Raw genomic sequence first — 22850 nt, 5'->3', positions numbered from 1 at the left:
ATCCTGCCCGGATGCGACGAGCTCTGTTCCTCGTGCTCCTGTTCACGTTCGTGGCCGCCTCCTCGGCGGCGGAGGTCTCGGCGATCGAGGGGTCCGCCGACGCCCGGCCTCGATCCGAGCGGGTCACCGATCGGTCGATCGGACGGCGACTCTCGATCGTTCGAGGCGAGGGTCCTCGGGTCGGAAAGAAGAACGCGCGTGTCCGGCGGTACCTGATCGAGATCGATCGACGCCTGAGGACCGATCGCGATCGTTATGCCGACCAGGTCGAGCGGATCCTCTCCGACCGTCGCAGCTGGATCGGCGGTCGCGGCGTCGCCCTCAAGCGCATGTCGCGAGGTCCTGTGGCGTTCCGCGTCACCCTCGCGGCCCCGAGCCTTACCGACCGTCTCTGCGCTCCGTTGCCGACGAACAGGATCTACTCCTGTTACATGCGAGGCCGTTCGGTGCTGAACGCGTGGCGGTGGCGGCGCGGGGCGGCGGCCTACCACCGGGACATCGACGGGTACCGCACCTATCTGGTGAACCACGAGGTGGGCCACGCACTCGGCCACGGGCACGGCACCTGTCCTGCTCGGGGCCGGAAGGCCCCCGTGATGATGCAGCAAACCAAGGGGGTCCGACCGTGCGTCCGCAACCCGTGGCCCCTGGAACGCGAACGACGATGAAGCGGATCCACGCGGTCGTCTCCGGCCGCGTGCAGGGCGTGTTCTTCCGGGTTGCGTGCGCCGAGCGGGCGCGCTCGGCGGGTCTCGCGGGCTGGGTGCGCAACCGCCCCGACGGGACGGTCGAGGCCGTATTCGAGGGCGACGGCGCGTCGGTCGATGCCCTGGTGGAGTGGTGCCGGCACGGTCCGTCCGGAGCGGTCGTCGAACGTCTCGAACTGGAAGCCGAGCCGCCGGCAGGAGCCGAAGGGTTCCGCGTCTCCGGCTGAGCACGGCCCGGGCGCCGCCCAGCGGTGAGATCGGGGGGTCCAACCCGAGATACGACGTGCCTGCGTTGGTAGCATCGCGTTCCAGCATGTTCCTGCGGCAACTCTCGATCCGGGGCTTCAAGTCGTTCGCCGACAAGACCGTCCTGGAATTCACCCCCGGCGTTTCGGTGATCGTCGGCCCGAATGGGTCCGGCAAGTCCAATCTCGTCGACGCGATCAGCTGGGTGCTCGGACAGCAGGGCCCTCGCGCGATGCGCAGCGGCGAGATGGCGGACGTGATCTTCGCCGGCTCGCCCTCGCGGACGGCGCTCGGGATGGCCGAGGCCAAGATCGTGATCGACAACACGGCCGGAACGATCCCGGTGCCGATGTCGGAGATCGAGGTCAGCCGCACGATCTTTCGCTCGGGCGAAAGCGAGTATCGGATCGGCGGCCAGGTCGTCCGCCTGATGGACGTGCAGGAGTTGCTGTCCGAGACCGGGATCGGCCGCGCGCTGCACACGGTCGTGGGTCAGGGCCAGCTCGAGGACGTCCTCACCGCGCGCCCGGAGGATCGTCGCCGGTACATCGAAGAGGCCGCCGGGATCGCGAAACACCGCAAGCGCAAGGAGCGGGCTGAGCGCAAGCTCGCGAACCTCGATCAGGATCTGCTCCGTCTCCAGGACGTTCTGGCGGAGCTGAAGCGGCAGCTGAAGCCGCTCAAACAGCAGGCGGAGATGGCGGGCCGGCACGAGACCCTCGCCGCACAGGCCGACGAGTTCGCGATCAAGCTCGCGGCCGCGCGACTGCGTGACCTGCGCATCGAGCGCGACAAGCGAAGCTCGGGATGGGACGAGGGGCTGGTCAAACGCACCGAGGCCCGTGCGCGGCTCGACGGGCTCGACGAGAGGGTCGTCGCGACCGCCGATGCCCGGGCGCAGGCGACCTGGGCGCTCCAGGCCGCCGAGACCACGTTCCGCGACGCACAGACGGCGCGGTCCGACGCGGAACGCTCGTTCCGGTCGGCGGTGGAGCGTGAGTCCGCCGCGCGGACCGAGCTTGCGCACGAGGCAACGAAGACCGCGCGGATCGGAGCGATCGACTCCGAGCTGAAAAGGCTCGGGTCCGAGCTCACCACCTTGACGACCCAGCTGGCCGAGGGCGAGGCGGAGCTCGACGCTGCCGAGCAGGCGTTCCACGCGCTCGAGACCCAGCGTCGGGACGCCGAGGACGAGCGTCGCCGGGTGTCCGAGGAAGGTGCCGCTCGCCGCGCCGAGATCGAGGCGATCCGCCGCTCGCTCGCGGGCTACGACCATGAACGCGAACGCCTCGAGGCTACGATCGCCACGGTGAGCGAGCGCGCCGCCGCGGTCGACGCCGATCGAACCGAACTCGACGCCGAGGTGGAGCGGCTCGACGCGACGACGACCCCGATCTCCGAGCGACGCGCCTCGCTCGACGTCGAACGCAGGGAACTGATCGACGAGGTCGCCGAGCTCGACGAGGTGATCCGTCGGAACCGGTCGCGCCGGGACCTGCTCGAGGCGCGGCGGCGAGACATCGAAGAGACGCCGGGATCGCGGTTCCTCTCCGGTCACAAGGGAAGGGCGCTCGGCCTGCTCGGAGACCTCGTGCGCGCGGAATCCGGTCTCGAGCGTGCTCTGTCTGCGGCGCTCGGACCGCTCGCCGACGCGGTCGTCTATCTCGACGGCGAGCACGCCCTGGCCGACGCGCCCGGCGGCGACGGGGCGATCCTGGCGGTGGCCGCCGGTGGCCCGGTGTCGTTCAAACTCCCCGGCGAACGAAGCCTGCTGTCCGCGGTCACCGCGGAGCCGCCGGCCCGGGGCCTCGCGAGCACCGTCCTGCGTGATGTCTACCTGGCCGCATCCGTCGACGAAGCCGCGATCAAGCACGCGGTGCATCCGAAAGCGTCGTTCGTCACCGCGGACGGGGTCCTCGTGGGTCCGGCCGTGATCCACACGGCCGCCGGGACCGGCGACCGAGCGCGCGAGATCCGCAGCGAGCTGCAGGTCCTCGATCATGACCTCGCCGCCGCGGCGGCCCAACGTGCTCCGAAGCAGCATCGGCTCGAGGAGATCGTCGATGAGGTCGAACAGCTGGTGGCACAGCTGGACGAGGCCGACGGACGGTTGACCGCGGCCGCCGAGCGAAGCGGTGCGCTTGCGGCCGGCCTGGCATCGCTACGCAAGGAAGAGGAGATGCTCGTCCAGCGGCTCACGGGGCTCGAGGACGCCGCGGACGCCTGGCGCCGCACCCTTGCCGAGGCGCCGACGCAGTCCCCGGAGCTGCCGGACCTGCCGCCGGTCCCCGAGGCTGCGATCCGGGAGCGGGTCGCGGTCGAGACGCTCCGGCGCGACCGTGCCGCCCACGAAGAGCGCCTCTCCGCTCTCCGCCTCGAGCGCGACCAGCTCGCCGCGCACGATCCGAACGCGCTGCGGGCCGAGTTGGCGACCGCCGAGCGGTCACGGACCGAAGCGGAGGAGGCCCTGGCGCGAGCCGGGAGCGCTCAGGACGAAGCGTCGGTCGCACGCGAGCACGCTGCTGTCGCCGAACACGCGGCGGTCGACGCCGAGGCGCTCGTCAACAAGGAGTGGCGGGAGGCATCGGGCGAGCTCGATCGGCTCCGCGAGGAATACGAGGAAGACGACCGGATCCGTGGGGACCTCGAGCGCCGGATCCGCGAGGCCGAGCGGCTGGTCGTCGAGGGTCACGGCGTGGACCTCGACGAGGCGGTGGCGGCCCTTACCGACGGCGACACCGTCGACAAGCTCGAGAAGCGCGCGCAGCTCGTTCAGCGGCGGCTCGCGCTGCTCGGACGCGTGAACCTTCTGGCCTCGGGCGAGTTCGAGGCGCTCCAAGAGCGGCACGATTTCCTCCATCGCGAGCTCGAGGACGTGCGCAAGGCGCGGCGCGACCTCCTGCAGGTGATCGAGCAGATCGAGCGGGAGATCCTCACCACGTTCGATGCCGCGTACCGTGACGTTGCGGTCGAGTTCGAGAACCTGATCGCAGAGCTGTTCCCCGGAGGCGAGGGGCGTCTGGTCCTCACCGATCCATCGAGCCCGCTCACGAGCGGGATCGAGATCGAGGCTCGACCGGGCAGGAAGCGCGTCAAACGGATCTCGCTGCTGTCGGGCGGCGAGCGAGCGCTGACCGCGATGGCGTTCCTGTTCTCGATCTTCCGATCCCGGCCCAGCCCGTTCTACCTGATGGACGAGGTGGAACCGGCCCTGGACGACGCGAACCTGCACCGCTTCCTGCGCCTGCTCGAATGGTTCTCCGAGCGGTCCCAGGTGATGATCGTGACCCACCAGAAGCGGACGATGGAGATCGCCTCGACGATGTATGGCGTCTCGATGTCCTCCGACGGCACCTCGCGGGTCTTGTGCCAACGGCTCGAGGATCGCGACACGGCGTCCGAAGCCGCCGAACGTGCGCACGCCGAGGTCGTCGCAGCGGGCAGCGCGTCGGGTCCGGCCACCGAACCCGCCGAGCGGAGCACCTCCGATGGGGAGGAGACCGGCGTGGTCACCGTCGTCGGCGACGGGATCGAGGTAGCGGTGCCCGAGCCCGACCCCGTCCGTTAGCCTCTCCCCGAGATGGAGATCGTTCTGATCGGCACCGTCGTGGTGCTCGCCCTCGCGGTCATCGGCGCCCTCGTGGTGCGGCGCCGCAGACCGCGAACGGGCACGACGCCCCCGATCGTGTCGGATCGGGACGGCCGTCGGGCGGACGGCCCCGAGGCGCGCACCGAGGTCGGTGGCTCCGCGACCGTGGCGACGCCTTCTACGTCGCCCTCAGCGACGAGCCCTTCCACGGGGTTGGGTTCGAAGATCCGCAGACTCCTCGGGTCGGCCCCGACCGAGGACGAGTGGCACGGCCTCGAGCAGGCTCTGGTCCGGGCCGATGTGGGACCCCGGGCGGCGAGCGACCTCGTCGCCCGCGTGAAGGAGCGCTTCGACAGCGAGTCGGACCCCGTCGGACTGGTGCGCGAGGAGATCGTCGGGTTGCTCGGTGAGAGCACCGGACTCATCCTTCCCGGTGATCGGCTCGCGATCGTGATCGTGGTCGGGGTCAACGGCGCGGGAAAGTCGACGACGATCGGCAAGCTGGCCGCGAAGCTGCGCGGTGAGGGCAAGCAGGTCATGCTCGCCAACAGCGACACCTTCCGTGCGGCGGCGGGCGAGCAGCTCGGGATCTGGGCCGACCGCGCGGGTGTCGCGCTCGTCGCGCAGGAACGCGGCGCGGACCCGGGCTCCGTGGCGTTCGACGCGGTGACCTCCGCAGCGGCGAAGGGCAGCGACGTTCTCATCATCGACACCGCGGGACGGCTCCACACGAAGATCCCGCTCATGGACGAGCTGAAGAAGGTCCGCCGGGTCGCCGAGAAGGCCGCTGCGCAGACGGGGGCGGGGATCGACGAGACCCTGCTCGTGTTGGACGCCCAAACCGGGCAGAACGGGATCGCGCAGGCGCGGGCGTTCACCGAGGCGGCCGACGTCACCGGGGTCGTACTCACGAAGATGGACGGGTCGGCACGCGGAGGGATCGCACTCGCCGTCCGTGAGGAACTCGGTGTTCCTGTCAAGCTCGTGGGGATGGGGGAGTCGATCGGCGACCTCGAGACGTTCGATCCGCGGTCGTTCGCGGACGGGCTGCTCGGGAGCGGCGTGTGAGCACGCGGATCCTGATCGTCGAGGACCACCCGACGATGCGCGAAGCGATGCGGATGGTGCTCGAGCACGAGGGGTTCACGATCGACGAGGCGGCGGACGGACAGACCGCGCTCGGGCAGGTGCGCGCGGATCCTCCGGATCTGGTGTTCCTTGACCTGAACATCCCGGGAACGCCGGGCGCGGAGGTGCTTCGGGAGTTGAAGAGCGACCCGGAGACCTCGTCGGTCCGCGTGATCATCGTCACCGCCACCGGCGAGGAGGGGCGCGATCAGGTTATCGCGCTCGGCGCCGACGAGTACTTCACGAAGCCGTTCAGTCCGCTGGCCCTGCTGAGGACAGTGGAGCGGGTGCTGGAAGCTCCGCCTGGTTCACCGGCAGACGAACGCTGAACGTCGCGCCTCTCCCGACGTCCGAGCTCACCTCGATCCTTCCGCCCATCGCCTCCACGAGTCGCCGCGTGATGTAGAGGCCGAGCCCGGCGCCCTCGGCCTTCCGTGTGCTTGCGGCGTCGGTCTGGTGGAAGCGCTCGAAGATCCGCTTCTGCTCGTCGTTGGGGACGCCGACGCCGTGGTCGATCACGGCGAAGGTGACGGTGTCGCCGTCCGACCGGGAACGCAGGGCGACGGGTTCGGCGCTCGGTGAGAACTTCAGCGCGTTCTGCAGCAGGTTCGTCAGCACCTGCCCGAGCCGGTGTGGGTCGACGAACATTCGCTCGGGACCGGTCGGATCGCAGAACACCTCGACCCGTGTGGCTCCGTCGCCGAGGCCCTGGACGACCGCATCGAGGAACACCGGTGGCTCGATCGATTCCGGATGGAACGCGATCTTTCCGGCTTCGATCCGGGAGACGACCAACAGATCCTCGACGAGTCGGATCAGGCGGTCAGTCTGCTGGTCGACGATCCCGAGGAACTCCTCGATCTCCTCGGGAGACAGTTCGCCCAGACGGCGACGCAAGGTGTTGACGAACCCGCGAACGGCGGCAAGCGGCGTTCGCAGCTCATGGCTCGTGATCGCCACGAAGTCCGACTTCATCTCGTCGAGCTCGCGCAGTCGCTGCAGGGTCTCCTCCTGACGGGCGTGGAGTTGTGCCGCGCGGACGACGAGTGCGATCTGCTGTGCGAGCCTCGTCAGCAGCCCGAGCCGTTCCTTGTCGATCGCCTCGGGGGGCGAACGCCGCTCGTAGAGCACGCCGATCACCTCGTCGCCCACCTTGAGCGGTGCCGCGGCCTCGGAGGCACCGCGCTCGTCCAGCGCCATGAGCGCCGTTCCGGTCTCGAGCGCCCGCGACACGACGCCCGGAGTCCCCGCGGCCGGGGCATCCACCGCCAGGACTCCTTCGGGCCCGAAGCCCGTCTGGCCGTGCAGCGCCCGCGGCACGAGACCCTGTTCCTCGGCGAGCAGGATCGCGAAGGAATCGAACCCCAGGTCCCGGGAGATCGTCTCGGCCATCGATTGGAGGCCGCCGTCAGCGTCCTCTGCCGCGACGCCGGCCAGGATCGCCGTCTGGAACGCGGCGAGTTCGCGCCGAGCGGATTGCTCACGCACGGCCGCATCCTCCGCGTGCATCGCCCGTTCCTGTGCGCGATCCGCCTCACGCTGCATCGAGCGCGCCATCAGCCCGGCGACGACCGCGACCACGAGCTCCATGCCGACCCGCGTGGCGATCGTGGCGAGATCGGCTCCGTCGCCCGACGGGCGCATCTCGCGGGCGATCTCCGACACGAGATTGACCACGACCGGAAGCAGCGCTCCCGGGAGCCCGTAGCGGATCGCGCCCTCGAGGGGGAGGAGATAGGCGACCACCCACGTGGCGTCGTCGGGGCGATCGGCTCCGATCCACACGAGGCCGGTGATCACGGCGATGTCGAGGAGGAACGCTCCGAACCCCACGGGTGCGAGATCCTCCGGCCGCTTCGCGCGTTCGACCGCGAGGGTGATGAGCACGTTGCCGATCGCGAGGACCGCCACGAGCCCGAACCCGAGCGGAACCGCATAGCCGGGAGCGTCGGTCCGATCCTGGGCCGTCAGGAACGTGAGCAGGCCGCCGAGCATGACGACGAACCAGCGGAGCCCGATCAGGCCCGTCTCGAGGCGTCGCGCCTGGGCGAGGTCCCGACCCCTCACCAGCATCTGCTCTCCCGTCGTCGAACCCGGCCGTGAGCGCCCGGCCGTGGGTACACTCTGCGTCTCCGCGACGCCCTCGCTCCGGGCGCGCGTGCCCAACAGGCTCGGAGACCCTCAAAAGAGATGTTCGACACCCTCACGGACCGCTTGAACGCGGTCTTCAAGAAGGTCCGCTCTCGCGGCAAGCTCCATCCGAAGCAGGTGGAGACGGCCCTGGGAGACATCCGCCTCGCCCTGCTCGACGCCGACGTCGCGGTCGAGGTGGCCGACGACTTCCTGGACCGTGTCCGCACACGCGCCCTGTCCGAGGAGGTCATGAACAGCCTCACGCCGGGTCAACAGATCGTGAAGGTCGTTCGGGACGAGCTCCAGGTGACGCTCGGAGGCGAGATGGTCCCCTTCCAGCTCCCGGGTGCCAGTCCCGCCGTCGTGATGATGGCCGGTGTCCAGGGCTCGGGGAAGACGACGGCGTGCGCGAAGATCGCCAAACTCCTCAAGTCCAAGGGCAAGCGTCCTCTGCTCGTGGCGGCGGACCTACACCGTCCGGGCGCGGTCGATCAGCTGATCACGCTCGGTTCGGAGATCGGCGTGCCAGTGGTGTCCGACGGCAAGGACGCCGTGAAGGTGGCGAAGAGCGCGTTGAAGGAGGCTTCCCGCCAGGCCGCCGATGTCGTGATCGTCGACACCGCCGGACGGCTCCACGTCGACGAGGACATGATGCGCGAGGCACGCCGCGTTCGCGACACGATCCGCCCGCATCACGTCCTCATGGCCTGTGACGCGATGGTCGGACAAGACGCGGTCATCCAGGCCCGCGCGTTCATGGACACGGTCGACACGACCGGCTTCGTGCTGACGAAGATCGACGGTGATGCCCGCGGCGGAGCGGCGTTGTCGATCACGGGCGTCACGGGGCGCCCCGTCTTCTTCGTGGGAACGGGGGAGCGTCCCGACGATCTCGAGCCGTTCTATCCGGACCGGATGGCCTCTCGGATCCTCGGGATGGGTGACGTGTTGACCCTGATCGACAAGGCACAGGAGAAGATGGACGCCGACTCGGCCAAGGAGTCGGCCGAGCGCCTGCTGAAGGCGCAGTTCACCCTTGAGGACTTCCTGACGCAGCTGCGGGAGATGCAGAAGCTCGGGCCGATCCAGGACGTCCTGGGGATGCTGCCCGGCGTTCCCGGAGGCAAGAACGCGATGAAGGATCTGGCGGGTCAGGTGGACGACGGCCACCTCAAACGGGCCGAGGCGCTCATCCTGAGCATGACCCCGGAGGAGCGACAGAATCCCGCTATCATCCAGGGGTCTCGACGCCTGCGGATCGCTCGCGGGTCGGGTACCACGACCGCCGAGGTCAACGGGCTCCTGAAGGACTTCGAGGGCGCCCGGAAGATGATGCGGTCGATGATGGGTGGCAAGCGCATGCCCGGGATGGCCGGCCTGGCCGGTGGTCTCGGCGGGCTCGCGGCCCCCGGAGGTTCGCCGGGCGGCTCGAAGCGCCCGAAGAAGAAGAAAAAGAAGCGATAGCGAGAGGGAACGGATGTCGACACGGATCAGGTTGCGACGGATGGGCGCCTCGAAGCGTCCCTTCTACCGCGTGGTGGTGGCCGACCAGCGGGATCCCCGCGACGGCCGGTTCATCGAGGCGATCGGCAAGTACCATCCCCTCGACGACCCCTCGGTGATCGAGATCGACGAGGGGCGCGCACTGCACTGGCTCAACAACGGTGCGCAACCCAGCGACACGGTCCAGAACCTCCTCGACAAGATCGGGATCTGGGAGAAGTACGCGGCGGATCATCCCAAGGTGAAGGTCAAGGCCGAAGCGAAGGCCAAGACCGACGCGTTGAAGTTCAAGCGCGGAGAGGCGCGCAACGCCGACATCGCGAAGCAGGCCGCCGCGGACGCCAAGGCCAAGGCCGCCACCGAAGCCGCCGAAGCCAAAGCCGAGGCGGCTGCCGAGCAGGCCGAGTCGCCGGGAGGCGATGACGCCCCGGCCGATGTCACAACGGGATCGCCCGAGTCGCCTGCCTCGGACGCCGGTGAGCAACAGGCATCCGAGTGAAGGACCTGGTCGAGTTCCTGGCCAAGCAGATCGTGGACGAACCGGACGCCGTCCGAGTCTCCGAGCGCACCGACGACCGCGGCCTGCTCGTGAGCCTCAACGTCGCGCCCGACGACATGGGCAAGGTCATCGGCAAGGGGGGCCGCACCGCCCGGGCGATCCGCTCGGTCGTGCGCGCCGCCGGGACGCGGCAGGACATCCACGCGAGCGTGGAGATCGTCGAGGACTGAGGTGACCGAGCCGACCGTGGTCGTCGGCGAGGTGACGAAGGTGCACGGCCTGCGAGGCGAGCTCCTCGTCAAGGTGTACTCCGAGGTTCCCGATCGGTTCGCTTCCGGAGCCACCGTCTTCTGTGACGACGGCCGTGAGCTGACGATCTCTTCGACGCGCAGCGACCGCGATCGCCTGCTCGTAAGCTTCGAGGGCGTGGTCGACCGCGCGTCGGCGGTGCAGCTCCGTGGCATGACGCTGGTCGTCCCCGTATCGTGGCTCCCCGAGCTGCCGGACGGTCGCTGGTGGCCGCACGAGCTACGTGGGTGCGAGATCGTCACCGAGTCGGGCCGCTCGCTCGGACCGATCACCGACGTCGTCGAGAACCCGGCCAACGACCTGTGGATCGCGGTCGACCTCGACGGCAACGAAACGATGGTCCCGGCCCTTCGCGAGGTCGTGCTCGATGTCGATCTCTCGGCGCGGCGGGTGCTCGTCCGCGACGTCCCCGGTCTCACCGCTCCCGGATGATCCCTCTCGGGAGCTAAGGTCTCGGACGTGCGGATCGACGTGATCACCGTGTTCCCCGAGATACTCGAGGGCCCTCTGGGTGCGAGCCTGTTGGGCAAGGCGATCGAGGGCGGACTCGTGGACGTACGGATCCACGACCTCCGGGAACACGCCGAGCCCGGTGACGTTCACCGCTCGGTCGACGATGCGCCCTACGGGGGCGGTCCCGGGATGGTGCTGCAGGTCGGACCGATCGTGGGAGCCGTCGAGGCGCTCGGGACGGATCCGGGCCGGGTCCTCGTCCTCTCGCCCGCCGGCCGGCGGCTCGACCAGCCCTTCATCCGACAGCTCGCCGCCGACGAGCACCTCATCCTGGTGTGCGGTCGCTACGAGGGCGTGGACGAGCGCGTCCTCCAGGTGCTGGGGGCCGAGGAGCTGTCGGTCGGGGACTACGTCCTGTCGGGGGGCGAGCTCCCCGCCCTCGTGGTGATCGAGGCGGTGACCCGCCTGCTCCCGGGAGTGATCGGCAAGGAGGAGTCCCACGAGCATGACTCGTTCGGCGCCGAGGGGACGCTGGACCACCCCCAGTACACGCGTCCCGCCGAGTTCAGGGGACTGTCCGTGCCGGAGGTGCTCCGTTCCGGGAACCATGCGGAGATCGAGCGGTGGCGTCGGGACGCCGCCGTGGCCAAGACCCACCGCAACCGCCCGGACCTCACGTCCGGGTGACCGTCGCGAACGTCGCGAGGTCCGGGGGGCCGACACACGAACGACACGTTCCGAGCCTTCTCGGGAGCCAGGACGAGTACTCCCACCTGCTATGATTCCGCTCCCGCCGAGCCGACCCCCGGTGGATCCCTGCGAATGAAGAGCACCGATGTGATCGACCAGGCGTACCTGCGCACCGACCTGCCCGAGTTCCGGCCGGGTGACACGGTGAAGGTCCACGTTCGGGTGGTCGAGGGCAACCGCGAACGCACCCAGGTGTTCCAGGGTGTCGTTATCAGACGCCAGGGCGGTGGGCTGCAGGAGACCTTCACCGTCCGCAAGGTGTCTTTCGGTGTCGGCGTCGAGCGCACGTTCCCGCTGCACTCGCCGTCGATCGCGAAGCTCGAGATGGAGTCTCGCGGTCGCGTGCGCCGGGCCAAGCTCTACTACTTGCGCGAACGCACGGGCAAGAAGGCGCGCATCAGGGAGCGTCGGGACGAGGCCGCCGAGGCGGCGGAGGGCGCCCGGTTGGCCGCTCTCGAGCAGGGCGCGGACGCCCCGAGCGCCTCCGACGGCGCGGCGGACGAGTCCGCCGCCCCCGAGCCGGATGCGGCGGCCGCTCCCTTGGCCGAGGCTCCCGGAGAGACCCCGGAGGCATCGGGCGCCGACGAGGCCCCGGCTGCCGAAGTCGACACCTCCGACAAGTCCTGAACCGCAAGCCCCTTCAGCGCACCGCCCCGCGTGTCCCCCCTGTCATCCGTTCCATCGGCTAGGTTCCGAGGCGATGGATCCCGTCACGACCTCCGCCGCCGGGCCCGGGATCGCGATCGACGAGCCGCAGCCCGCCCCGTCGGTCGGAGACCTGAATCGTTACGAACGCCGGCTCCGTGAGGCCGGGTTCGGCAACATCGCGGGGGTCGACGAAGCCGGTCGGGGAGCCTTGGCCGGCCCTCTGTTGGCCGCCGCGGTGATCCTTCCCGACGGCTTCGATCTCGAGGGGATCCGAGACTCGAAGCTGCTCAGCGCCGGTCAGCGCGATACCGCCTACGAACGCATCACCGCAGGCGCCGTCGCGATCGCCGTGTGCCGGGCCACGCCGCAGCGAATCGACGGGCGCGGGCTGCACCGTTCGAACCTCGCGCTGATGCGCAGGTGCGTGCGGACCCTGACCGTGGTTCCCGACTACGTCCTGGTCGACGGGTTCCCTCCCGGACGCATCCCGGTTCCGTGTCTGTCGATCAAGAAGGGCGATCTCGTCTCGGGCACGGTGGCCGCCGCGTCGATCATCGCGAAGGTCGTCCGGGACCGAGCGATGGCCCGGTACCATCGTCGCTGGCCCGAGTTCGGCTTCGACCACAACAGGGGATACGGAACGCCGGATCACCTGGCCGTGCTCGACCGCCTGGGTCCGACGCCGATCCACCGTCTGTCGTTCCGGGGCGTGGGCCAGGTCAGCTTCGATCTGGGTCATGCCGGCGCTGCAGAGACACCCGGGTGGATGCCGATATCGCAAGCGGGAGCGCAGGCGGCGGAAGGGCCGTCCACCTGGGATGATGGACGACCATGAGCGACGACGACATCGAGCGGTTCGAAGAGGAGCGCGAGCTCGAGCTCTACCGCGAGTATCGAGACGTCCTCCCGATGTTCTCGTTCGTGGTCGAGACCGAGCGCAGGTTCTACCTGGCGAACGACGTCCACCTCGAGCCCAAGGGCGACGACTGGGTCGAGGTCAGCTTGCAGGACGCCTGGGTCTGGGACATGTTCCGACCCGCCCGCTTCGTGTCGTCGGTCCGGGTGATGACCCGGCGCGACGTGAACGTCGAGGAGCTATCCCACAACGAGGAGCCGATCCCTCGGTGACACGCCTCGGCCGGGGCGCCGCGCTCGTCGTGGGGCTCGCGATGCTCGCCCTCGTCGTCCCGATCCAGGTCGCCTCCGCATCGGTGAGTCCCTGGCCGTCGGATGCCACGACCACCGTCGATCTCACGACCGGTTCGAGGGGACGCACCTACACGGGCATCGTCCAGATCCAGTTCAGGAACTCGGGCCCCGATCCGTTGACGTCGGTCTACGTGCGCTTGTGGCCGAACGGACTCCTCGGCTGCAACGGTCGTCCTCCCGACATCCGGGTGAGTGCGCCGACCGGAGGGTCGTTCGGGAACTACCTGCTGCGTTGCAGCGCGCGGGAGCTCGTTCTCGACGATCCCGTGGCGCCGGGCGCAACGGCCACGATCGGGATGCAGATCGAGATCGCGCTGCCGCAGCGCAACGATCGGTTCGGGTGGACGGACACGATCGCGTTCGCGGGAACGGCGATCCCGATCCTGGCCGCGGAGGATGCCGACGGCGTGCACCTCGATCCGTACACCGACGCGGGGGAGAGCATGTACGCGCCCGTCGGCGACGTGCTGTTCACCGTGACCTCTCCGAAGGGGCTGCGGTTCGCCTCGGCGGGGACGGCACAGGCCACGACCAAGCTCGTGAACGGACGGATCCGCAGGACCTACTTCGCGGAAGAGGTCCGCGACTTCGCGTGGGCCGCCGGACGGTTCGACCGGGCGGTCGGGACGGCCTCGGACGGCACCCGTGTGCGGGTGTGGCATGTGGGCGGTGCGAGCACGGCGCGGACGATGCGGGACCAGACGATCCGTTCCCTCGATCTGATGTCGGCGATCTTCGGCGACTACCACGATGCGTGGAACGAGCTCGACGTGGTCAAGTCCGCCTACACGACCTTCGGTGGGATGGAGTACCCCTCGATCGTTTTCTCGAACCCGAATGCGGGTGTGCTCGCTCACGAGGTCGGTCACCAATGGTGGTGGGGCATCGTCGGCAACGACTCCTACCGTTCGCCCTTCCTCGATGAGGGGCTCGCCGAGTGGTCCGCGCTCTACGTCGTGGCCCGCCCGTTCGCCAAGAGCTCGTCGTGGTGCACGCCGTTGCCGTGGCCCCGCGAGAGCGCCCGTCTCACGAACGGGATGGGGTACTGGGACCAGCACGGTGGCTACGGACTGGTGTACGAGTTCGGATCGTGTGCGATCTCCGACCTGGTCGATCGGCTCGGGATGGCGCGCGTCAAGTCGATGCTGCACGACTACGCGGCGAACCACTGGCTGTCGCCGATGACGACGGTGCCGGACTTCATGGACGCCGTGATCGCCGCATCCGAGGACGTGCCCTCGTTCGACCCCGACGCGTGGTTCGCCGAGTGGAGGATCGGACCCGTCTAGACATGACGAGCGCACACGGATCCCCGTGGCGCACGGGGGTGTCGGAGACCCCGGGTAACGTCGCCGCATGTCCTCCACCACGATCCGCACCAGCGCTTCGGACCGGCGGGCCCGTCTGGGGCGTCGCGGCGAAGACGCAACGCTGGCGGCCTACCTGCGCGCCGGGTTCCATCTGGTCGAGCGCAACTGGCGCTGCCCCGCGGGCGAACTCGACCTGATCGTTCGGCGAGGGGATCTCCTCGTGGTGTGCGAGGTCAAGACACGGTCGGGCACCGCGTTCGGCGACGGGTACGAATCCGTCACATCCACGAAGCGGCGCCGGCTTCGGCGGCTCGCGCAGCTGTTCCTCGCACAGTGGCCGGATGGTCATTCCGTCGTGATCCGGTTCGACGTCGCGAGCGTCCTCCTTCCGCGCGACGGTCGGCCGGATGTAGTGCTGTTCCAAGACGCGTTCTGAGCGGCCTCTCGCACACGGGCGTGTCGGTGCGCGTCGATACGGTCCGCACATGTACGCGCGGGTGCGGGGGGTCGCGATCACCGGTGTGCGCGGGCGGATCGTCAACGTCGAGGCGTCGATCGGCCGCGGGCTGCCGTCGCTGACGCTGACGGGGATGCCGGGGGCGGCGATCACCGACGCCCGCGAACGGATCCGTCCCGCCGTCGAGCGCGCCGGCTTCGCCTGGCCGCCGCACCGCGTCGTCGTCAACCTGTCGCCCGGCAGCATCCGCAAAGAGGGGGCGGGTCTCGACTTGCCACTGGCGATCGGGGTGCTCGCCGCCAACGCGCAGCTGCCGCCCGACCATCTGGACCGGTACGTGGTGTGGGGAGAGCTCTCGTTGCAGGGGGCCCTCGTCGCGACGCCGGGTGCCCTGTCCGTGGCGATGGCTTCGGCCGCGGCGGGGCTCCCGGGGGTGATCGTTCCGCTCGCCAACGCCGCCGAGGCGTCGCTCGTCGAAGGTCTCCACGTCGTCGGGGTCGGTGCGCTCGACGAGGCCGTCGGGTTCCTGCGGGGCACCACGGCGCCGCCGCCGGTTCCGCAACACGCCGATCCCCCCGACGAGGCGGCCGACGCTCCCGACCTCGCCGAGGTGCGCGGCCAGGTTGCAGCTCGGCGCGCGCTCGAGATCGCCGCGGCGGGTGGCCACAACATAGCGATGACCGGGCCCCCCGGCGCCGGCAAGACGATGCTGGCGCGACGGCTGCCGACGATCTTGCCCGGGCTGGCGCGTGACGAAGCGCTCGAGGTGACCCAGCTCCACTCCGTTGCAGGTCTGCTCGGCTCGGGAACGCTCGTGTCCCGACGGCCGTTCCGTGCGCCGCACCATTCCGTGTCGTCCGCCGGCCTGCTCGGTGGCGGAGCGGCGGGTCGGTTCCGCGCGGGTGAGGTCTCGCTCGCTCACCGGGGCGTGCTCTTCCTCGACGAGGTCACCGAGTTCCGGCGCGACGCGCTCGAGGGACTGCGCCAGCCGCTCGAAGACGGTCGCGTGGTGATCGCGCGTCTGCAAGGGTCGGTCGAGTTCCCCGCGAGGTGCATGCTCGTGACGGCCGCGAACCCGTGCCCGTGTGGGTACGCGGGCTCGGACGACGAAGCGTGTTCGTGCACGTCGCAAGCGTCCTCCGCCTACCGCACCCGGCTCTCCGGACCCTTGCTGGATCGGATCGACATCCGCCTGCCCGTGCCTCGGGTATCGCGACGTGAGCTGTTGGGAGCGGGCTCGGCCGAGTCCTCGGAGACCGTCCGGCAGCGGGTCGTCGACGCTCGCGAGCGGCAGCGCGCCCGTGGCCGATCGGTCGGTGTCGCGTGCAACGCCTACCTGCCAGGTCCCGTCGCCCGCCACGTCGCGCAGCTCACCGGGGAGGCCGAAGGGCTCTTGGCGCACGCGGTGGATGCTTTCGGGCTGACGGGCCGCGGGTTCGACCGAGCGCTGCGGGTCGCGCGGACGATCGCGGATCTCGAGGGAGCGCGCGGCGTGACCGAGCTGCACATCGCCGAGGCGCTCGCACTCCGGGGTGGCACCGAGGGTGGGCTGGCGCGTGCCGGGTGAGCCCGAGGAGGGCGACCCATCCAAGCGCGGCTGGCCCCCGGGGTTCGGTCGCGGGCGAGCCGAGCTCGATGCGGTGCTCGTGCTGACCTCCCTGCCGTGGCTGCGACCCCGGCGCCTGCGACCGATCGTGTGGCGCCGGGGCTCCGCGTCGGCGGCGCTGCGTGCGGTGCGGGCCGGCGCCGAGCTCGGTCCCGCCGACACCGCCGTCGCGCGCGCGACCGATGCGCGCGAGGTGCGCGCGGCCGTCGAGGCGTGCGGTGCCCGGGTCGCGGTGCAGGGAGACGACGAGTACGACCCGAGGCTGCTGGCGCTCGCCGATCCACCGACGGCTCTGTTCCTGCGCGGCCGTCCCCTGACTCCCGGTGCGACCCGAATCTCGGTGGTCGGTACACGCAAGCCGTCCCGGGTCGGGGCCGACGTCGCGGAGACGCTCGGTGCCGATCTGGCCGCGTCCGGCGTGTGCGTCGTCAGCGGTGCGGCCAACGGGATCGACTCCTGCGCCCACGAGGGCGCGGTCGCCGTCGGCGGACCGACGGTCGCGGTCTTGGCCGAGGGCATCGTCGGAGATCGCGGTGGTCGGCGCGGGGTGCTGCTTCGCAAGGTCGCCCGTTGCGGAACGGTGCTCAGCGAGGCCGCTCCGTCGATCGAGGCGCAGCGACATCGGTTCCCCGCTCGCAACCGCCTTGTCGCCGCACTCGGTGTCGGCGTGATCGTCGTCGAGGGCGCCGAACGCAGTGGGTCGCTGATCACCGTCGATCATGCGAACGATCTGGGGATCACGGTGCTCGCGGTTCCGGGCGCGGTGACCAATCCCATGGCGGTGGCGCCGATCGGGCTGATCCGCTCGGGTGTCCAGGCGATTCGGCACGCGGGTGACGTGTGTGACGCCCTGGGGATACCTGTCGACGACATCGCGATCCGCGAACGCCGTCGATCGCTCGGCGCGATGCTCGACGGCACCGAGGCGCGGGTGTTCGACGCGGTCGGCGACGGGGTGCTCCCCGAACAGGTCGCCCGGGAGACGGGGCTGACGATCGCCGAGGCGCTCGGATGCCTGCTCCGGCTCGAGCTCCGCGGCCTCGTCAGCGGTGACGGAGGCCGGTACCGGCGGATGGTCCGAACCGCGATCACCGACGCCTGAGTCTGCGTCGCTGGGTGCATCGTTGCTTCGGGTGTGGGACGCTGGTACAAGGTTCCGGGCCCTCCCCCTCGTCGAAAGAGCCGACGTGCACACGGTGACCGACCTTCCCCGCGCAGACGCCGACCTGATCGGTCGTTTCTGCGACCACCTCGCCCTCGAGCGCCACCTCTCGGAGAACACGGTCACGGCGTATCGCCGTGACCTCGCGCAGCTCGCCGTGTTCTGCTCTCGATCGGGTTGGCGGTTGACGGAGATGACCCACGAGCGGCTCCGGCGGTTCCTCGCGCAGCAGTCGACCCGCGGCTACGCGCGCGCGACGATCGCTCGCCGTGTGGGAGCGATCCGCGGCTTCTACCGTTGGGCCGAGGCCCGGGGTGAGATCGACGGAGATCCCGCCGCGCTGCTCGGCCGGCCGAAGGTGGCCTCGCGTCTTCCGGGGGTCCTTCGGCCGAGTGAGGCCGCGGCGCTCGTCGAAGCACCGGGCGGCGACCCGATCGAGGCAGGCCGGGTGGCTGATCCGGAGGCGAGCAACGCGACCGTAAGCTCGCTGGCCTTGCGCGACCGAGCGATACTCGAGCTGCTGTACGGATCGGGCCTGCGCGTGGGGGAGGTCGCAGGGCTTACGCGCGATCGCGTCGACTTGCACCGAGGACGCGTGAACGTGCTGGGTAAGGGGTCCAAAGAGCGCGAGATCCCCCTCTCGGAGTTCGCCGTCGACGCCCTCGCCGCATACCTGGAACGGGGTAGGCCGTTCCTGGTCCCAGAGGGGGGTTCTTCGCCGAACCTCTTCACCAACCGCCGTCGCAAGCCGATGACCGAGCGTGACATCCGAACGATGGTGGCCGAGTATGGGGGAACGACCTTGTCGGGACGTCGCGTGACTCCGCACACCCTGCGGCACTCGTTCGCGACGCACCTGCTCGAAGGAGGGGCGGACATCCGGGCTGTTCAGGAACTCCTAGGGCACGCGAGCGTCGCGACGACCCAGCGGTACACCCATGTTTCCCGCGAGCGTCTGCGCGCGGCCTACCTTCGATCCCATCCGAGGGCCTGATGGCCAGGGCGACGAAGGCACCGGACGCCGTGGCGGCGACGAGGAAGGCGAAGACCTCATCGACCGCGACGAAGAGCGCCGCCAAGAAGGCGACCGCGACCAAGAAGAAGACGGTGAAGATCCCGCCGGCGGCTTCTGAAGCGAAGACCGCCGCGAAACCCTCGAAGTCGAACAGCAAGGTCTCGTCGGCCACGAGGGGTTCGAAGACCGCGGCCAAGGCTCAGGACCCCGACCAGATCAACGAGCTGGCGGCATTGTGGGACGACTACAAGGCGACGGACTCCCATGAAGCGAGAGAACGTCTGATCCTGCACTACGCGCCGCTCGTGAAGTACGTGGCGAGCAAGGTCGCGACGGGGTTGCCGGCCAGCGTCGAGCAGGCCGACCTCGTCAGCTACGGGATGTTCGGGCTGATCGACGGGCTGCAGAAGTTCGAGCCCGGTCGGGGCAACAAGTTCGAGACGTACGCGATCCCCCGGATCCGCGGAGCGATCATCGACGAGCTGCGCGCGATGGATTGGGTCCCCCGCTCGGTGCGCTTCAAGGCTCGCGAGATCGAGAAGGCCTACAGCGACCTCGAGACGATGATGAAGCGCGCGCCTTCGGAGGGTGAGCTCGCGGACCGGCTCGGGGTGAGCCTCTCCGAACTCCACGACGTGGTGAACCAGATCTCGTTCGTGTCGGTGCTCGCCCTCGATGAGATGGTCTCGGTCGGTGCGGACCGCGGTGAACAGGTCTCGCTGCTCGACACCCTCGCCGACAAGGGTGTGGACCCGGCGGCGGGGATGGAGAGCCACGAGACCCGCGGTCTCCTCGCACACGCGATCAACAACTTGTCCGAACGCGAGAAGATCGTCGTGACCCTCTACTACTTCGAGGGGCTCACCCTCGCCGAGATCGGCGAGATCCTCGGCGTCACCGAGTCCCGCGTCTGCCAGATCCACACGAAGGCGGTCGGGGGACTCCGGTTGCAGTTCACCGACGACGAGTGATCACCACCGCCGAGATCTTCTCGGCGGTGTGACGCACGTCACGGAGCCGAGCGACCGGACCGCGTAGCGTCGGTCGCATGCCACGGATCGCGACCCTCGCGCTCGGCGCGTGCATCGGACTGCTCGGCCACTTCGTCACACCCGCCGTCGCTGTGGCGCTCGAGCCGGGGAGCTGGCTCTGGCCGGTGTCCGGGCCCGTGGTGCGGGCGTTCGATCCGCCCGATTCGCCGTTCGGCGCAGGACACCGGGGGGTCGATGTCGCCGTCGCGGTCGGCTCGCCGCTCGTCGCACCTGCCCCCGGCACCGTGAAGTTCGCCGGACGCATCGGCGGTCACCTGTTCCTGTCGATCGCGCACGGCGAAAGCTGGGAGTCCACGGCCTCGTGGCTGTCCACCGTGACGGTACGCAAGGGCGACACCGTCTTCGCGGGGCAGCCGGTGGGCACCACCGGCTCCGGTCATCCCGGCGCGGCGGCGCCCCACGTCCACCTCGGCGTCAAGCACGGTGGCGCCTACGTCGATCCGCTCCTGGTTTTTGCTCCGCTGTCGCTGTCGGGTCTGATCCGTCTCGCGCCGCTAGGATGGGCGACCGACCCGAGCCTGTCTCAGAAGGCTCGGCCGAGCGAAAGACACGCAGCTGACGCAGTCACGCACGCCGCCCGTCCGCACCGCCGCCCGAACGCTGGGGCTCATGGGCGTACTGCTCATCCTGCTCGCGCTGACCGCGAGCGCCGCGATCGGTCAGCAGCCGTCCGAGTGGCCCCAGTTCCAACGCGACGCGGCGCACACCGGGTCCGGTGAGGGACCCGAACCGCCCTACCGCATCGCGTGGGAGTTCCCGGTGGAGCGCGTCAACCAGCGTGGAGCGTCACCCGCGGTGATCGCCGGCGGTCTCGTGGTCACGGTGGGCCCGGACGCGGTGCACGCTCTCGACATCGCGACCGGCGACGAGGTCTGGAGCGTGCCGCGCGAACCGGGCCCTCCCGTCGCCCCCGCGATCGTGGCCGACGGGGATCGCTCCTTGCTCGTCTACACCGAGGGCGGTGGCATCGAAGACCCGTCCGGCACTCCCACGCCGGGGCCCACGACCGACGCGGAGGACGAGGGCGATCAGGCAGATCGCTCCACCGTCCTCGCGATCGACCTGGAGAACCAACGACTGGCCTGGAAGCTTCCCTACGAGCTCGAGGGCGCCGCCGAGGCGTCGCCCGTGATCGAGGGGGACACCGTCCTCGTCGGCGACACGGAAGGGACGCTGGCCGCTCTCGATGCGGCGACCGGCGTCGAGCGCTGGAAGGCTTCCGCCGGGGGAGAGGTGCTGCGCCCCCCGGCCGCCGACGGCGATCACGTGGTCCTCTCCCTTCGCGAGGGAGAAGAGGTGCAGCCGACGGTCTCGGCCTTCGATCTCGGCGACGGCGAGCGCGTGTGGAGCGTGTCACCCTCGGTCGCCGCGGCGAACCCCTTCACGACGATCCCGTCGATCAGCGGCGGCCGCGTGTACCTGGGTTCCTTCGATCGCGTCGTCCGAGCGCTCTCACTCGAGGACGGCGGCGAGATGTGGACGAACGCGGGATCTTTCCGCTCGTATGCACCGATCACGGCGCCGGCCGTGATCGGCGACGAGCTGTACCTCGGCGACGACGCCGGTGGGCTGCACCGCTTCGCCGCGGCGACGGGAGAGATCGCGTGGAGTCACGCCCTGAACGCCGGAATCACCTTCGGAGCACCGGTCGTGGTCGGTTCGGTGGTCGTCGTCGGGCTCGATGACGGCCGACTGGCTGCGCTCGACCGCGATTCCGGTGACCTGGTATGGGAAGTGGACGCGGGGGAGGATCTCGGCCCGATCGCGGTGGGGCCCGAGCACCTCGTCGTCGCTCGCACGGGACCCGGTTCGGGGATCGTGGCCTTCGAGCACGACCCTGATGCGACCCTCATGACGATCGTCTCGCCCTCGAAGATCCGTGCCGGTTCGCTCGTGGGTCTGTGGGTCGCCGCGGCCGCGATCCTCGTCGTTCTGTTGCTCGTGCCGCTTCGGCTGGTTGCCGCGCGGGTACGACCGTCCGCCGTGCAGGCCGACGCTGCCGACGGGGTCGCGCCCGGAGAGGGGACCGACGACGTCGCGATCGAGCAGATCGACGACGACGCGCAGGGGCCGGAGGAGCACCGATGAGCTCGGGCAAGAAGAAGCGTCGCGATGACTTCCGGGCGCCGCAGCACGGGTCGAGCGATCGGAGCGATCCGGGACCAGCCGGCCGGACGCAACGTCCGGGTGGGTTCCTCGGTGGTCTGTTCGGTCGGGGCGTGGCGCCGAGTCAGTCGCCCTATCCGACGCTTCGCCAGTCGTTCGGCCGGGGGTTCCTAGCGGTCGGCTCGTCCCCGGTGCTGGTGGGAGTCGCGGTCGTCGCCCCGTTCCTCGCGTGGTCGGTGTTCCTCGTTCTGGGGATGGTCCCGTCGATCGGCAACATGGCGGGCTACCTCGCGCTGCCGTCGATCGGGGTGAGCACGGACATCGTGGCCGGGAACCTCGTGTTCGGTGCGCGCGGTGGCTCGCTCGCCGCTCCCGTATTGATCGCCCTGCGCGCCGTGATGACGGCGCTCCTCTCCGGCATGGTCGTCGAGCAGCTACGGTTCGGGAGGGTCAGCGGTCGAGGCCTGCGGGACGGCGTCCGTGCGATCCCCGTTTCCCTTGCGATCTCGATCCTCGCGTTCACCGCGACACTGCTGATCAACATCGTGGGGAGTTTCGGCCTGGGGATCGCGTTCTCGCTGCTGATGCTCGTGGCGTCCGTGTTCTTCCTCAGCTATGGCCCGGTGATCGCGGTGGTCCACCCCCGGGGGATCGGACCCGCGATCCGCCGGACGTTGCTCGCAGCGCGGGTTCCGGGCTCGCAGAACCTCCTGTTGGCGTTCGCCTACGCGCTGTTCGCGTTCGTCTCGCCGTTGCTCGTGCCTGGTCTCGGAAGGATCGATGCGAATCCTGGGATCTCCACGTGGATCGGTGTGCTCGCCGTCAACGTGATCCACCTGGGGTTCCTCGCCGTCTATTCCTACCGGTACCTCTACGCGGCGCCGGGCCTGCCCGAACCGAAGCCCCCACAGCAGCGCGCGCAGCGCCGATCCGCTTCCTGAACCGGCTTCCGTCGGCCCGGGGAGCAG

22 protein-coding genes and 1 pseudogene are annotated in these 22850 nt (G+C 69.8%); 22 read left to right on the top strand and 1 reads right to left on the bottom strand.

Annotated features, from left to right (window positions below; all coding sequences use genetic code 11):
* Positions 1-11 precede the first annotated feature (11 nt).
* The 5 genes from WEF05_07635 to WEF05_07615 all read left to right on the top strand — a co-directional run bounded on the left by WEF05_07635 (position 12) and on the right by WEF05_07615 (position 5999).
* Positions 12-668, top strand: coding sequence for a DUF3152 domain-containing protein (locus WEF05_07635; GenBank protein MEX1101754.1), 657 nt, complete (start codon positions 12-14; stop codon positions 666-668).
* The gene (locus WEF05_07630; protein ID MEX1101753.1) at positions 665-934 is read left to right on the top strand and encodes an acylphosphatase; all 270 of its coding nucleotides are present in this window, start codon (positions 665-667) and stop codon (positions 932-934) included. The genes WEF05_07635 and WEF05_07630 overlap by 4 nt, the downstream gene beginning before the upstream one ends.
* A gap of 86 nt (positions 935-1020) precedes the next feature.
* Positions 1021-4521 (top strand): AAA family ATPase, encoded by a 3501-nt coding sequence (locus WEF05_07625; protein ID MEX1101752.1) that lies wholly within the window; start codon positions 1021-1023, stop codon positions 4519-4521.
* A gap of 12 nt (positions 4522-4533) precedes the next feature.
* The gene (gene ftsY, locus WEF05_07620) at positions 4534-5610 is read left to right on the top strand and encodes a signal recognition particle-docking protein FtsY (protein MEX1101751.1); all 1077 of its coding nucleotides are present in this window, start codon (positions 4534-4536) and stop codon (positions 5608-5610) included.
* A complete protein-coding gene (locus tag WEF05_07615; protein ID MEX1101750.1) occupies positions 5607-5999 on the top strand; it encodes a response regulator in 393 nt (130 codons plus the stop codon). The genes ftsY and WEF05_07615 overlap by 4 nt, the downstream gene beginning before the upstream one ends.
* On the opposite strand, the gene WEF05_07610 is transcribed toward WEF05_07615, so the two are convergent.
* Positions 5923-7737 (bottom strand): ATP-binding protein, encoded by a 1815-nt coding sequence (locus tag WEF05_07610; protein ID MEX1101749.1) that lies wholly within the window; start codon positions 7735-7737, stop codon positions 5923-5925. The two genes, WEF05_07615 and WEF05_07610, sit on opposite strands and share 77 nt — an antisense overlap.
* 123 nt (positions 7738-7860) lie before the next feature.
* On the opposite strand from WEF05_07610, the gene ffh reads away from it, so the two are divergent.
* The 17 genes and pseudogenes from ffh to WEF05_07525 all read left to right on the top strand — a co-directional run bounded on the left by ffh (position 7861) and on the right by WEF05_07525 (position 22823).
* Positions 7861-9267 (top strand): signal recognition particle protein, encoded by a 1407-nt coding sequence (gene ffh / locus WEF05_07605; protein MEX1101748.1) that lies wholly within the window; start codon positions 7861-7863, stop codon positions 9265-9267.
* 13 nt (positions 9268-9280) lie between these two features.
* Positions 9281-9805 (top strand): 30S ribosomal protein S16, encoded by a 525-nt coding sequence (rpsP, locus tag WEF05_07600; protein ID MEX1101747.1) that lies wholly within the window; start codon positions 9281-9283, stop codon positions 9803-9805.
* Positions 9802-10035 (top strand): KH domain-containing protein, encoded by a 234-nt coding sequence (locus WEF05_07595; protein MEX1101746.1) that lies wholly within the window; start codon positions 9802-9804, stop codon positions 10033-10035. Before rpsP ends, WEF05_07595 begins: the two co-directional genes overlap by 4 nt.
* A gap of 1 nt (position 10036) precedes the next feature.
* The gene (rimM, locus tag WEF05_07590) at positions 10037-10546 is read left to right on the top strand and encodes a ribosome maturation factor RimM (GenBank protein MEX1101745.1); all 510 of its coding nucleotides are present in this window, start codon (positions 10037-10039) and stop codon (positions 10544-10546) included.
* Between the two features lie 27 nt (positions 10547-10573).
* Complete coding sequence (gene trmD / locus WEF05_07585; protein ID MEX1101744.1) at positions 10574-11254, top strand: tRNA (guanosine(37)-N1)-methyltransferase TrmD; 681 nt, start codon at positions 10574-10576, stop codon at positions 11252-11254.
* Between the two features lie 135 nt (positions 11255-11389).
* A pseudogene (gene rplS, locus WEF05_07580) lies at positions 11390-11746 on the top strand (50S ribosomal protein L19).
* Positions 11747-12017: 271 nt separating this feature from the next.
* Positions 12018-12800, top strand: coding sequence for a ribonuclease HII (locus tag WEF05_07575; protein ID MEX1101743.1), 783 nt, complete (start codon positions 12018-12020; stop codon positions 12798-12800).
* The gene (locus tag WEF05_07570; protein ID MEX1101742.1) at positions 12797-13093 is read left to right on the top strand and encodes a DUF2469 family protein; all 297 of its coding nucleotides are present in this window, start codon (positions 12797-12799) and stop codon (positions 13091-13093) included. The genes WEF05_07575 and WEF05_07570 overlap by 4 nt, the downstream gene beginning before the upstream one ends.
* Positions 13090-14463, top strand: coding sequence for a hypothetical protein (locus tag WEF05_07565; protein ID MEX1101741.1), 1374 nt, complete (start codon positions 13090-13092; stop codon positions 14461-14463). The genes WEF05_07570 and WEF05_07565 overlap by 4 nt, the downstream gene beginning before the upstream one ends.
* 67 nt (positions 14464-14530) lie before the next feature.
* Positions 14531-14920 carry a YraN family protein gene (locus WEF05_07560; GenBank protein MEX1101740.1) on the top strand — a complete coding sequence of 130 codons (390 nt, stop codon included), beginning with the start codon at positions 14531-14533 and terminating at the stop codon, positions 14918-14920.
* A 49-nt stretch (positions 14921-14969) separates the two neighbouring features.
* Entirely contained in the window at positions 14970-16508 is a 1539-nt protein-coding gene (locus tag WEF05_07555; GenBank protein ID MEX1101739.1) for a YifB family Mg chelatase-like AAA ATPase, read from the top strand.
* Positions 16498-17649, top strand: a complete 1152-nt coding sequence (locus tag WEF05_07550) for a DNA-processing protein DprA (GenBank protein MEX1101738.1) — start codon at positions 16498-16500, stop codon at positions 17647-17649. The genes WEF05_07555 and WEF05_07550 overlap by 11 nt, the downstream gene beginning before the upstream one ends.
* 94 nt (positions 17650-17743) lie before the next feature.
* On the top strand, positions 17744-18703 hold the full coding sequence (locus tag WEF05_07545; GenBank protein MEX1101737.1) for a tyrosine recombinase: 960 nt from the start codon (positions 17744-17746) through the stop codon (positions 18701-18703).
* Positions 18703-19695, top strand: coding sequence for an RNA polymerase sigma factor WhiG (gene whiG, locus WEF05_07540; GenBank protein ID MEX1101736.1), 993 nt, complete (start codon positions 18703-18705; stop codon positions 19693-19695). The genes WEF05_07545 and whiG overlap by 1 nt, the downstream gene beginning before the upstream one ends.
* A gap of 77 nt (positions 19696-19772) precedes the next feature.
* Positions 19773-20495, top strand: a complete 723-nt coding sequence (locus WEF05_07535; protein MEX1101735.1) for a M23 family metallopeptidase — start codon at positions 19773-19775, stop codon at positions 20493-20495.
* On the top strand, positions 20386-21864 hold the full coding sequence (locus WEF05_07530; GenBank protein MEX1101734.1) for a PQQ-binding-like beta-propeller repeat protein: 1479 nt from the start codon (positions 20386-20388) through the stop codon (positions 21862-21864). Before WEF05_07535 ends, WEF05_07530 begins: the two co-directional genes overlap by 110 nt.
* On the top strand, positions 21861-22823 hold the full coding sequence (locus WEF05_07525) for a hypothetical protein (protein ID MEX1101733.1): 963 nt from the start codon (positions 21861-21863) through the stop codon (positions 22821-22823). Before WEF05_07530 ends, WEF05_07525 begins: the two co-directional genes overlap by 4 nt.
* The last annotated feature ends 27 nt before the right edge of the window (positions 22824-22850 follow it).

The organism is Actinomycetota bacterium (genome assembly GCA_040881665.1).
Lineage (GTDB): Bacteria > Actinomycetota > UBA4738 > UBA4738 > HRBIN12 > JBBDWR01.
This window is presented reverse-complemented; position numbering and strand designations above follow the sequence as displayed.